At 64.9% G+C, this 12,179-nt stretch carries 11 protein-coding genes; 3 read left to right on the forward strand and 8 right to left on the reverse strand.

Annotated elements, in window-relative coordinates; all coding sequences use genetic code 11:
- Positions 1–21: 21 nt before the first annotated feature.
- Positions 22–696 (reverse strand): anti-sigma factor family protein, encoded by a 675-nt coding sequence (locus tag ACIP90_RS14480; protein ID WP_400580111.1) that lies wholly within the window; start codon positions 694–696, stop codon positions 22–24.
- Complete coding sequence (locus tag ACIP90_RS14485; protein WP_400580112.1) at positions 693–1,193, reverse strand: sigma-70 family RNA polymerase sigma factor; 501 nt, start codon at positions 1,191–1,193, stop codon at positions 693–695. The genes ACIP90_RS14480 and ACIP90_RS14485 overlap by 4 nt, the downstream gene beginning before the upstream one ends.
- Positions 1,194–1,378: 185 nt before the next feature.
- Between ACIP90_RS14485 and ACIP90_RS14490 the strand changes: the two genes are divergently transcribed.
- Together ACIP90_RS14490 and ACIP90_RS14495 are read left to right on the forward strand one after the other, a co-directional pair.
- On the forward strand, positions 1,379–1,891 hold the full coding sequence (locus tag ACIP90_RS14490) for a hypothetical protein (protein WP_400580113.1): 513 nt from the start codon (positions 1,379–1,381) through the stop codon (positions 1,889–1,891).
- A gap of 60 nt (positions 1,892–1,951) precedes the next feature.
- Entirely contained in the window at positions 1,952–2,545 is a 594-nt protein-coding gene (locus tag ACIP90_RS14495) for a DUF5655 domain-containing protein (protein WP_400580114.1), read from the forward strand.
- Between the two features lie 102 nt (positions 2,546–2,647).
- Here the strand turns inward: ACIP90_RS14495 and ACIP90_RS14500 are convergent, their stop codons facing one another.
- From ACIP90_RS14500 to ACIP90_RS14520, 5 genes are all read right to left on the reverse strand, one after another.
- Positions 2,648–4,162, reverse strand: coding sequence for a glycoside hydrolase family 32 protein (locus ACIP90_RS14500; RefSeq protein ID WP_400580115.1), 1,515 nt, complete (start codon positions 4,160–4,162; stop codon positions 2,648–2,650).
- 35 nt (positions 4,163–4,197) lie between these two features.
- The gene (locus ACIP90_RS14505) at positions 4,198–5,076 is read right to left on the reverse strand and encodes a carbohydrate ABC transporter permease (protein ID WP_400580116.1); all 879 of its coding nucleotides are present in this window, start codon (positions 5,074–5,076) and stop codon (positions 4,198–4,200) included.
- Position 5,077: 1 nt separating this feature from the next.
- Positions 5,078–6,037: a carbohydrate ABC transporter permease gene (locus ACIP90_RS14510; protein ID WP_400580117.1), complete on the reverse strand. Its 960-nt coding sequence runs from the start codon at positions 6,035–6,037 to the stop codon at positions 5,078–5,080.
- Positions 6,038–6,121: 84 nt separating this feature from the next.
- Entirely contained in the window at positions 6,122–7,417 is a 1,296-nt protein-coding gene (locus ACIP90_RS14515; protein ID WP_400580118.1) for an extracellular solute-binding protein, read from the reverse strand.
- Positions 7,418–7,555: 138 nt separating this feature from the next.
- A complete protein-coding gene (locus ACIP90_RS14520; protein ID WP_400580119.1) occupies positions 7,556–8,578 on the reverse strand; it encodes a LacI family DNA-binding transcriptional regulator in 1,023 nt (340 codons plus the stop codon).
- A gap of 361 nt (positions 8,579–8,939) precedes the next feature.
- On the opposite strand from ACIP90_RS14520, the gene treS reads away from it, so the two are divergent.
- The gene (gene treS / locus ACIP90_RS14525) at positions 8,940–11,111 is read left to right on the forward strand and encodes a maltose alpha-D-glucosyltransferase (protein WP_400580200.1); all 2,172 of its coding nucleotides are present in this window, start codon (positions 8,940–8,942) and stop codon (positions 11,109–11,111) included.
- 97 nt (positions 11,112–11,208) lie between these two features.
- On the opposite strand, the gene ACIP90_RS14530 is transcribed toward treS, so the two are convergent.
- Entirely contained in the window at positions 11,209–12,075 is an 867-nt protein-coding gene (locus ACIP90_RS14530) for a hypothetical protein (protein WP_400580120.1), read from the reverse strand.
- Positions 12,076–12,179: the final 104 nt, after the last annotated feature.

Consider the following 12,179-nt stretch of genomic DNA (forward strand, 5'->3'; position numbering starts at 1 on the left):
CTGAGACAAAAATGGGCTAATTCAGGCGCCCGGCACGGTGATCACAGCAATTGTCTGCTGCTGTTCGTTCCGCACCTCGACACTGGCAATGCTCGAGTACTGCAGCGGGGTCGCGCTGGTGACCCTGGCCCGGCCACTGGGGGTCGCCATCCATGCGCAGGCGCGGTCTTCCGTTCCTGCCCGGTCCTTGACCCACAGTGACAGCTTCCCTTTGTTCGGCAGGCTCTTGCCGTCCACCGCCAGTTCGGTACCCCACGTCTTCTTGACCATGCCCACTGTCACCTGGATGCCGGTATCTGCTTCCACCGAATAGCTGGCATCAGGCCGGTTAGCCGGGGCCAGAAGCGGCGCCGCAGCGAAGCCCAGGGCTAGGCATGCGGCGGCGACGGCACCGACGAACGCGGTCAGCCGCCGTCGGGAATGACGACGGCGGGCCGCCAGTTCGTCCAGGACAGGTTGCGGGACGTCAGCAGAAGGCTCCGGGGTGCGCGGCGCCCGCGGAGCCGGAACGGCGAGCGCCACGGCGTCGGGAACCGGCACGGCGTTCAGGAGGCCGGGAAGGGTTTCCAGGTCCGCTAGTTCATCCCTGCAGATTGCGCACTGCTTCAGGTGGTCCTCGAAGCGCGCCTTGTCCGCGTCGTCGAGGCCGCCCAGGATATATGCCCCCAGCAACTCATGGAGTTCCTTGCCGTTCACCGTTCCACACCCATTTCATCAAGAATTGTCCGCAGGGCCTTCACCGCGTAGAAGGCCCTGGATTTCACCGTGCCGCTTGGAATGTTCAGCTGGACGGCGGCCTCATTCACTGTGAAGCGCCGGTAATGCAACGCCACGAGTACGTCCCGGTGCTCCATGCTCAACCGGAGCAGGGCCTCTTCCATCAGCACCCTGGTGAGCAGTTCGTCGACCTTCCCGATAACCTCCGCCGGATCGGCAAGGTCGCGTTCCTCGGCCTCCCGTGGCCTGCGCTGGGATTTCCGGTAATTGTCGATCATGATGTTCCGGGCCGTCCGGAACAGGTAACTGCGCATGCTTCCCGTGATAGTCGGCGCCTGCTGCCAGACTCGCAGCACTGTCTCCTGGACGATGTCATCGGCCAGCATCGGGTCATGCGAGGCGCTGATCACAAAGCGGCGCAGGGCCATCCCATGATCGCGATAGATTGCGGCAACCACATCTTCGTCCAGCGGCACCAGGACCTCCCGGAAGTGACTCGATGACCGGTCCCTGCGGTCCGGCATTCTGGCATGTAAGACGCGGACCGGCCCAGAAAAGTTCATTCAGGTCCGTCGTCTGCGCCTTGAACCATTCTTCACCTTCATGCGTCATTCCAAATAGCGCCGGTTCCCAGATTCCGGCCTGAGCCAAGGAGCAGCACATGAACAAGCAATTGAGCGTTGGCCTTGCAGTTTTGGCCCTTGCCGCGTCGCTGACCGCCTGCGGCGGCGGAACCGGCACAACTCCTACCACGGCCGCCCCCACCACCACTGCCGCCGAGTCGCCCACCGAAACCGCCACGTCCACAGCCACTGAAACGGCCGCAGTTGACCTGATGACCGCATCGTCGGCCAAGGGCGACATCGTGGTGGACGGCAAGGGAATGAGCGTCTACTACTTCACCAAGGACGTGAAGGACTCCGGCAAGAGCAACTGCACCGGTGACTGCCTCGTTGCCTGGCCGCCGGTCCTCACCACCAATGACACCCCCACCGTTGAGGGCGTCACCGGAAAGGTCGGAACCATCGACACCCCTGACGGCAAGAAGCAGGTGACCATCGAAGGCATGCCCGTCTACCTGTGGGAGAAGGACAAGGCCCCCGGCGACATCACCGGCCAGGGCGTAGGCAATGTGTGGTACCTCGTGGCCCCCGACGGCACGATGATCAAGTAAGGCATCACAAGCGGTAGTGCCGGAGCCCATGCCCTCGGACACCGGCACTACCATCGGAGCATGGCGAACACACCTAACCTGAAATCCGCTGCCAAGACCTGGCAGACCATGGTGGAAAGCAACCAGGCGCTGCTGCTCCGAAAGTCTGGCCACGACGTGCGCTGGTGGGCGGAGCAGGGCCGCACGGCCGGAGTGCGGAACGACGGCGAACTCCGCGACTGGATGCGCGACGAGCACGGCATCACCGGCTACGCGCAATATGCCGTGTCCTGGGAAATGTTCGGCTATCCGGAGTTCATGCTGCGGGACGCGGACGAACTCATCGACGGCCAGTACGAATCCCACCCGCACCTGCGTCCCATAGCCGATGCCCTCCTGGCATGGGCGGCAGCCACTGACGGGGTGGAAATCCAGATGCGCAAGGGGTACGTCTCGCTGCACAGCCCCCGGCGCAAGTTCGCCCAGGTGACGCGGGCCAACAAGACGGCCGTGGACGTGGCGCTTCGCATCGAGATGCCTATTGGGGGACGTCTCGAACAAGTGCGCGTCCGCGGCGGCGACTTCTTCGACCGAAAAGTCCGGCTCACCGCCGTCGAGCAGGTGGACCAAGAGCTGCTGGACCTGCTGGAGAAGGCCCTGGAGCAAAACAGCTGAGACCGGGCCGCCGATTCGACGGTTCCGTGCACACTCGATGCTGCGAAGCATCGAGCCGGCAGGGAACCGTCGAATTGGCGGGCCGACTCCGCGGCCGTTGGCTCAGCCGGTGACGGTCAGACCCACCACGGTGCCGCCGTCGCCTTCTGCCAGGAGACCGACGGCGGTGCTGGAGTCCGATGGGAACACCTGGTCCGTGATCGTGGCCAGTCCATCCTGCGCGAAGACCTCCACGGAGCAGCGATCCAGGAAGACCCGGAGCCGCAGCCTGCCGTCGATCAGCGGAACGGCCACCCGCTCCACAGACGGGAAATCCTCGTGGAAGCCGACGTCGCCGGACGCGGTCCTGTCCAGGCTCAGCTCGCCCGTGGCGGAATCGTAAGCGAGCACGGTGCGCTCGAGGCCGGCGGCGTCACCGCTTCCGGCGCGGAGCACCAGACCCGTTTTCCCCGAGCCTGCGGGCTCAAACTCCGCCTCGATCCGGAGCACGTCCCCGGACGCCTCGGCCGGGAGCCAGGTGATGCCGCTCTCCAGTTCCTGCCTGCCGAGCGTGAACAGCCCGGTTCCGGAGGCCGCGAAGGGATCCACCGCTTCCTGGATCAGCACGGGACGTCCGCCCCGGGATTCCAGCCGGACCTCCCGGACCAGGGACATGGCGCTGCGCCAGCCCTCCGACGGCGTGGACGCGGCGTACTGCCAGTTGTTCATCCAGGCGATCATGAGCCGCCGGCCGTCGGGGGCGTTGCTGAAGGACACCGCCGCATAGTAGTCCCGGCCCCAGTCCAGCCAGCCGTAGTCGGCCATCCGGCTCCCGCCTGTCTGCTCGCCCTCGGTGACGGTCGTTTCGGAGTGGAAGGTCACGCCGTCGAACGTTCCGATGAAGTACTGGCCGCCGGAGCCGCCGGCGACGCCACCCGGGCTGAGGTTGACCACGAGCACCCACCGGGTGTTTCCGGCGTCACCGTCCACGGGCAGTTCGAACAGATCCGGGCATTCCCAGACGCCGTCAGTGGCGTTCGCCGGGCCGAAGGTGCTCAGGTACTCCCAGGTTTTCAGGTCCGCCGACTTGTAGAGAACCACTTCATGGGTGAGGGCTTCGACGGCGGCCATCACCCAGTAGCTGCCGGCGTCGCCGTCGTACCAGAAGACCTTGGGGTCGCGGAAGTCCGAGGACGCCCGGTCCAGCACCGGGTTTCCGGCGTACTTGATCCAGGTGGCGCCGTCGTCCGTGCTGTAGGCGAGGGACTGCGCCTGCCGGCCGGCGAGCAGCGAGTCGGGCGCATAGGCGCTCGTGTAGATTGCCACCAGCGGCGGGACTCCCCCTACACCGAACCCGCTGGTGTTGTGGGTGTCCACCACTGCCGACCCGGAATAGATGGCCTCCTGCTCGTCGCACGGGATGGCCACGGGCTGCTCGTCCCAGGTCAGCAGGTCCGCGGAGGTGGCGTGGCCCCAGGACATGTTGCCCCAGACATCGCCGTGCGGGTTGTGCTGGTAGAAGAGGTGGTAGACGCCGTTGGAGTAGACAAGGCCGTTGGGGTCGTTGAGCCAGTTGCGTTCCGCGGCGTAGTGCCACGTTGGCCTGTACCGGCAGTCGAGATCGGCGGTGGGATTCATGGAAGTGGTTGTCTTTCGAACTAGGAAAATGCCGGTCAGCCTTTGACGCCGCTGGAGGCGATGCTGTTGATGAAGGAGCGCTGGAACGCGATGAACAGGACCACCACGGGAACCGTGATGAGGGAGGCGTAGGCCATCACCTCGCCCCAGGAGACGTTCAGCTGGAAGAAGTACTGGATGCCGATCATGACCGGGCGGAGTTCTTCGGACTGGACCACCATGAGCGGCCACAGGTAGGAGTTCCAGGCGGGCAGGAAGGTCAGGATGGCCACGGTGGCGGTGGCGGGACCGGCCAGGGGCATCACCACCTGGCGGTAGATCTTGAACCAGCCGGCGCCGTCGATCCTTGCTGCCTCATCCAGTTCCTTGGGGATGGACTCGAAGTACTGGTGGTAGAGGTAGATGGAGAACGCGTTGGCGATGAACGGGATGATCTGGACCTGGTACGTGTCCAGCCAGCCCTTGGAGAACTCGAGGCTGAAGCCGTTGAGTTCAAAGTAGGGCAGCTGGTTGACCCACCACACCAGCGGCAGCGCCAGGGTCTGGAAGGGAACGATCAGGGTGGCCAGGATCGCGGTGAACACGATGCGCTTGCCGCGGACCTCCATGCGGGACAGGGCGAAGGCGCAGAGGCTGTTGATGAAAATGCCGAGCACCACCGTGACCGCGGAGATGCCGATGGAGTTGATAAGGAAGCGGGCCGCCGGCACGCGGTCAAACACGGCCGCGTAGTTGTCGAACGAGATGTTGCCGATGGGCAGGAATGCGGCCACCGAGGACATGTCGCCGAAGATCTGCTGATCCGGCTTGAGCGAGGACACCAGCATGAACACGATGGGGAACGCGGCGACGGCGGCGAACAGGATGCGCACGGCCATGGCGCCGATGGAGTTGAGGCGGAGGGCGCTTTTCACGTCAGTCCTTCTCTCGGGTCAGGTAGCGCTGCACTGCGGAGATCAGCAGCACGAGGACGAAGAATACGAGCGAGATGGCCGAGGCGTAGGAGGTTTCCTGCTGCTTGAAGCCGGAGCGGACTGCCTCGTAGATGATGGTGGTGGTGGAGTCGAGCGGCCCGCCCTGGGTCATGACGCTGACCTGGTCGAAGAGCCCAAGAGCCTGGATGGTGATGGTCACCAGGACCAGGCTTCGGGTGTGCTTCAGGCCCGGCCAGGTCACGTAGCGGAACTGGTGCCAGCGGCTGGCGCCGTCGAGCTGCGCGGCCTCGTACAGTTCGCCGGAGATGCTCTGCAGGCCGGCGAGCCAGATGATCATGTGGAAGCCGGCGGCCTGCCAGATGGACAGCGCGATGATGGCCGGCATAGCGGTGGCGGGGTCGTTGAGCCAGTCCGCTCCCGGAATGAGGCCGAAGCTCACCGTGGAGAGGATCTCATTGATCAGGCCGTCCTTGCGGTAGAGGAACAGCCACAGCAGGGACACCACCACCATCGAGGTGACCACGGGCAGGAAGTAGATGGTGCGGAAGAAATTCACGCCGCGGAACTTCTTGTTGATCAGCAGCGCCATGGCCAGGGCCAGCGCTGACTGGACGGGCACGACCACGACGGCGAAGTAGCTGACGTTCAGCAGGGCCCGCCAGAAGGTGGGATCGGTGAAGAGCCGGGCGAAGTTGTCCGTCCCCACGAACTCCACGGGCCGGGGCGAAATGAGCCGGGCGTTGGTGAACGCGAGGCCGAAACCGAGGATCGCGGGGAGAAAGACGAAAGCGAGCAGGAGGATCGCTGCGGGTGCGATCATCCCCCAACCGCTGAGCTGTTCGCGCAGCCGGCCGGGACGGCGGCGGCGCGGAGTGGCCGGGGCCGGGGCTGCCGGGGCGGGGGCGCCGGAGCGGCGCGTGGGAAGCTGGGTGGTTGTCATGGGAGTCTCCGTTGACGGTCAGTGCCGGCGGGAGGACGACGGCGGCGGGCGGGTACCGCCGTCGTCCTCCCTTTCGGCAGCCGGCTAGCTCTTGTAGCCGCCGTTGGACTTGATGTTGGCGTCAATCGCCTTGACCGCCTTGTCCAGGACGGTCTTGGGGTCGGCTCCGGCCAGGATGTCCTGGACGGCCTTGCCGTACTCGGTGGCGATGAAAGGGTAGGCCGGCGTCTCGGGGCGCATGACAGCCTGCTGGCGGGAGAACTCCATGAGCACCCGGTTGGCGCCGCCTTCGGCGAAGTCCGGGAGGAGCGCAGCGGCCTCATCCGTGGCGGGGATGGTTCCGGTTGCCTTGGCCACGGCGGCGACGTTTTCCGGCTTCAAGGAGTAGGAGAGGTAGTCCATGGCGGCCTCGGAGTTCTTGCAGCCGCTGGTGACGCCCCACTGCCACGAGGCGCCGCCGATCTTCGGTCCGTTGCCGAGGTCCACGCTGGGCATGACCACCAGGTCCTTGCCGAGTGCCTTGCGGGCCTTGTCGGCGGCCCAGGACCCGGTGTAGACGATGCCGCTCTTGTTGTTCAGGAAGTCCTGGGTGGCATCCTTGCCGCTCTTCTTGGCCATGAAGCCCTGGTCTGCGAGTCCGCGGAACCATGTGGCCCATTCGATGGCCTTCTCGCCGTTGAGCGCACCGTCCGCGGACTGGAAGCCGTCGCGGTTGACGAGGTCTCCGCCGAAGGACTGCAGCAGCGGCGAGTAGGCGTAGGGAAGCCACTCTCCCGTGCCGGCCGTTCCCATGTCGAGGGGGTACTGCCACTTGCCCAGGGCCTTGAGCTTGGTCAGCGCCTCCTGGAACTCGTCCTTCGTCCATGGCTTCTCGAGAGTGGCTACGCGGATGCCGGCAGCCTTGAGGTCGGAGGCACGGGCGAGCATCGCCAGCGCGACGTCGTAATAGCCGACTGCGTAGGTCTCGCCTTCCCACTTGGCCACGGTGCTGGGCAGGTTCTTGGACAGGTCGGCCGAGAGCTTGAGCGGAGTCAGGTACTGAGCCCACGCCCAGTTGGGGACGTTGGGGCCGTCGATGTCCACAATGCAGGGCAGCTTGCCCGCGGCGGCGGCGGACACCACCGAATCGTTGTAGGACTCCTGCGGGAACGCCTGGACCTTGATCTGGGCTTTGGCGCCGCTGCTCTTGTTGTAGGAGTCCACGACGCCCTGGATGGCCTTGAGCTCATCCGGGTTGCCGGCGTTGTGGGTCCACATGGTGATTTCGTTGCTGCCCTCGGTTGTTGCCGAGGCGCTGCCCTTGCCGCAGGCGCCCAGGGTGCCCACGAGGGCCGCGGCGGCTATGCTGGTGGCCAGGATCCGAGTGAATCGCTTGTTCATGACGGTCAATCCTTCTGCTGAATTTGTGCGTGGTTGATTGCCCCGGGTCCGTCGGGACGCGGCCGCTGCAACGGCTGCGTCCCTTTTTCGGGTCCGGGCTTCGGACTGAATGATGTTGTGGTGGTGGTTGCTGACCGGTTATGCCGGGGGCGGACCCACCGAGCCCCGCTCGATCAACGGGCAGTCCAGCTGGGTCTGGACCGGCGGAGCCCCTGGATTCTCGATGTCGTCCAGGATGCGGTTCACCGCCCAGCGCCCCATGTCGTAGTGCGGCAGAGCCACGGTAGTGAGTCCCGGCCAGAGAGCGTCCGCGATGAGCTCCAGGTTGTCGATGCCCACGATGGAGACGTCTTCGGGAATGCGCAGCGACAGTGCCGTTGCTGCCTGGTAGGCGCCCATCGCTACCCTGTCACTGAAGCAGAACAACGCCGTAGGCGGTTCCTCCTGGCCGAGCAGGGCCAGGGCTGAGCGGCGGCCTCCCGGCGTGTCCGACACGCCGGCGACGAAGTGCCGGGGATCGTGCTCCAGACCGTGCCGTGCCAAAGCGTTGCGGAAGCCCTCCAGGCGCCCGTGCGTGGCTGGAATATCGTCCAGGTTGTTGATCATCCCGATCTTGGTATGGCCCGCCCGGATGAGAGCTTCGACGGCGGTTTCGGCGGCGCCAACCTCGTCCGGAACCACGGATGAGACGGAGCCGTCAGCGGTAACGGCGTCCAGCAGCACGGTGGGCAGGCCGGCCAGCTCGCCCGGCACCTGCACGCCCTGATGGTAGAGCCTGGCATACACAACACCGTCCACCTGGTGCTGCTGGAGCATGCGGATTTCCCGGGCCTCCAATTCGCTGTCCAGGCCGGAGTTAACCACCATGACCACGTAGCCGCGTTCGTAGGCGGCGTCCTGCGCCCCCCGAATCATGGCACCGGCAAAGGGAGTGGTGGTGATCTCATCACTGACAAGCCCAAGAATCTGGGACCGCTGGTTGCGCAGTCCGCTGGCAAGCCTGTTGGGCGCGTAGCCAAGATCCTTGGCAACGTCCCGGATGTGCTGCTGAGTTTCCGCTTTGACCCGGAAGCTGGTGGCGTCGTTGAGCGCGTGCGAGACCGTGGTTACCGAAACCCCGGCGGCTTTTGCCACCTCGCGTATTCCAACCCTTGTCACCATCGACTGTCCTTTGCAAAACGTTTTGTACTTCGTGTGACCCACAGTACACAAAACGTTTTGCAAATGTCAACGTGCTCGCTGACGGGCGCGCTTCGATGCGGCCAAGGGCCAATCGACATAGGCTGGCGTTGGCTCATAAAACGCGAATACTCCCGGCGGGCCGGGGTACGTGAACTCTGGGCAAAGGTCTTGGAGGCATCCACGGCACCGAGGAAAAACCTGTGGAAGGGAGCAATCAGTGCGGAAATCAACTACCGACGAGAGAAGCGCAGGACCGGAGGCCGTAGCCGCCGAGGCGGAAGAAACAGCGGCCGAAGAAACAGATTCGGCCACGGCCGATTCTGTTGCCGAGCCGGCGGACATCACCTACGACGAGCAGTTTTATCCGGCCCGCCCGAAAGCCCTGAGACCGATCGCCCGCAGGCGCCAGTACCTGGCCGCCAGGCCGTCCCTTGAGTTTGACGGGCGGAACGCGGCCTACGTCGAGTGGCTGCGGAACCAGGCCATGCTGGGAGACGCCAACACGCTGGCCCGGCAGCTCTCAGGGCAGGCCAGCATGTGGCAGAACTCCTACGCGCATCCCAACCCCCGGGCCGCCGTCGAGCGCGCTCCCGTATGGTTCACCGCCTACCCGCTGTCCTTCATTACCCGGCCTGGCCAGTCCTTCCTTTCTGCCCTGGGTGACCCGGGCATGTGGGAAGCCTTCCGGGAGATTGGGATCAGGGCACTCCACACCGGACCCGTCAAACTGGCCGGAGGCATCAGCGGCTGGACCCAGACTCCCAGCGTCGACGGGCACTTTGACCGGATCAGCATGGCGATCGACCCCGTGTTTGGAACGGAGGACGAATTCCGGCAGATGTGCGACGTCGCCGCCGACCACGGCGGAACAGTCATCGATGACATCGTTCCGGGCCACACCGGCAAGGGAGCGGACTTCCGCCTTGCCGAAATGAACTTTCGGGACTACCCGGGCATCTATCACATGATCGACATTCCCGAGGAGGACTGGCACCTGCTGCCGGACGTGCCCGAAGGGCAGGATTCGGCCAATCTCAGTCCCGACTCTGAACAGGCGCTGCAAAAGGCCGGATACATCATCGGCCGGCTCCAGCGGGTCATCTTCTATGAACCCGGCGTCAAGGAGACCAACTGGAGCGCAACGCGGCCGGTCGTTGACACCACCGGAAAGACCCGCCGCTGGGTCTACCTTCACTACTTCAAGGCGGGCCAGCCGTCCATCAACTGGCTGGATCCCACCTTCGCCGGCATGCGCCTGGTCGTCGGGGACGCTTTGCATTCACTGGTCGATCTGGGCACCGGCGCGCTCCGCCTGGACGCCAACGGCTTCCTGGGAGTGGAAAAGAGCGCCGAGGAACAGCCGGGCTGGTCTGAGGGACATCCGCTCTCCGAGGCAGCCAACCAGCTCATTGGATCGATGATCCGAAAGGTTGGCGGGTTCTCCTTCCAGGAGCTGAACCTGACAATCGACGACATCAAGGCGACGTCCGAGTCCGGCCCCGACCTTTCCTACGACTTCATCACCCGGCCCGCCTATCACTACGCGCTGGTCACCGCCGACACCGAGCTATTGCGGCTGACGCTCCGCCTGTCGATGGAAATCGGCGTCGACCAGGCCTCTCTGGTCCACGCCCTGCAGAACCACGACGAACTCACCTATGAGCTGATGCACTTCGCCTCCGGACACCGGGATGAGGTGTTCGAGTTCAACGGCCAGGAACTCACCGGGGCCCAGCTCGCCGAACAGGTGCAGCAAACCATGAGGGAGCGTCTGACCGGGGAGAACGCACCGTACAACGCCGTGTTCACGACCAACGGCATCGCCTGCACAACGGTGAGCTTCATCATGGCCGCGCTCGGCATCCAGGACCCTGAAGCGATAACCCGCGAGCAGGAGGCACAGGTGCTGGACGCCCACATCCTGCTGTCAATGTACAACGCCCTGCAACCCGGGGTTTTCGCCCTTTCCGGGTGGGACCTCGCCGGCATATCAGCCCTCGACCGCAAGCATGTCCACGAGCTCACCTCCCAAGGCGACACCCGCTGGATCAACCGCGGAGCCCACGACATCATGGGCACCAGCCCGGACGCGGAGACCTCATCGGCGGGCATGCCCCGCGCCCGCAGCCTGTACGGGCCGCTTCCCGAGCAGCTCCAAAATCCCGATTCCTTTGCACGTCGGCTCCAGCGGATCCTGGCCGTGCGGGAGGAGAGCGGCATAGCCACAGCCACTTTGTTGGATGTGCCGGACGTTTCCCACCGCGGACTGCTCGTGATGGTCAACCAGCTGGGGGACGGGACGCTGCAGGTGACTGTGCTCAACTTCTCCGGCCAAGACATCGCCGGCAGCATCCAGTCCGCGCACCTGCCGCCCGGCGCCGCCGTTCACGACCTGTTCAGCGGGGAGACTGTGGGGCACGTGGATGACCTGCACAGTTTCTTCCTCGAACTGTCCGCCTATCAGGGCACAGCCCTGCTGCTGAAGGAAGAGGACGCCGGGGACGAGGCCTAGTTAGGCTCCGGTTCGACGGTTCCCTGCAGGCTCGGTGCTGCGAAGCATCGAGTGCGCAGGGAACCATCGAAATGGCGTGCCCTTGCCGGTGCCGGAGCTAGAGGTGCCGTGCGTCCACCAGCGCCTCGTCAGCGTCCTCGAACTCCACGGCCGCGACGATTTCCCTGGTCTCGGGATGGATCATGAAGGCCTCGTCGTCGTCCTCGATCATGAGGAAGTCGCCGTGGTCCGTGCTGAACTGCCACGCCAGGACGGTCTCGCCGTTGTGCTCGAAGTTGGGGTCGCCCATGGTGATCTTCTGAAGTGTGTAGCCCGCGATGTCGCACAGTTCGCGGATGATCAGTTCAAACTCGGGTGCGGTCTCGAGAGCGGCCTGCTCGGCTGCGGCCCGGCGCTCTTCAAGATCCGGAACCCGTGCCACGCGCGAGGCGATGTGGGCGGCGAGCTCCTCCCCCACCAGGACCAGCAGGCCCTCCTGCCCGCGGAGCCACGCGGCGTTGAGCCCTGTGATGTCCTCGGTTTCCAGCAGCGCCTCGAACTCGGCGTCAAGGTCTTCGAGGGCCTGGACACCGTCCGGCAGTTCACCGTCCGACTCTGCGTCCCATTCGCCGTCCAGGTAGATCTCCGTTTCCTCCTCGGAGAGGGCGTCGAAGGCCTCGGCCGTGCGGTCGAACAGCGCCAGGTGGGCAGTGGCGCCCATGGCCTGGAGGCCCTCCCGGATGTACGTGTCCAGCTCGTCGCGGTCCGCGGCCGTGAAAACGTACTGCGCGAATCCGCCGCCCAGCGCCTGGGTGACGTAAAAGTCCACAAAGTAGCTGCGCAGGGCGTTGGGGGCGATTTCCCCGGCATTGAGCAGCTCCCGGAACATGGCATTGACCACGGCGACGTTGGCGTCAACCACCTCGTCGTTCGCGGCGTCGGTGCCTTCAAGCATCAATACGACGGGGTACTCGTTGGAAGTCATGGGGATCCTCACTGCAGAAGCCGGTGTTGCTCGGAACAGTTTCAACGTACGCGCCGCCGCCTGCCGCGGGTTGAGGCGCAGGTGAACGGCAGGCGAAGTTTCGG

It is taken from the genome of Arthrobacter sp. NPDC093139 (genome assembly GCF_044754165.1).
In the GTDB taxonomy this organism is placed as follows: Bacteria; Actinomycetota; Actinomycetes; order Actinomycetales; family Micrococcaceae; genus Arthrobacter.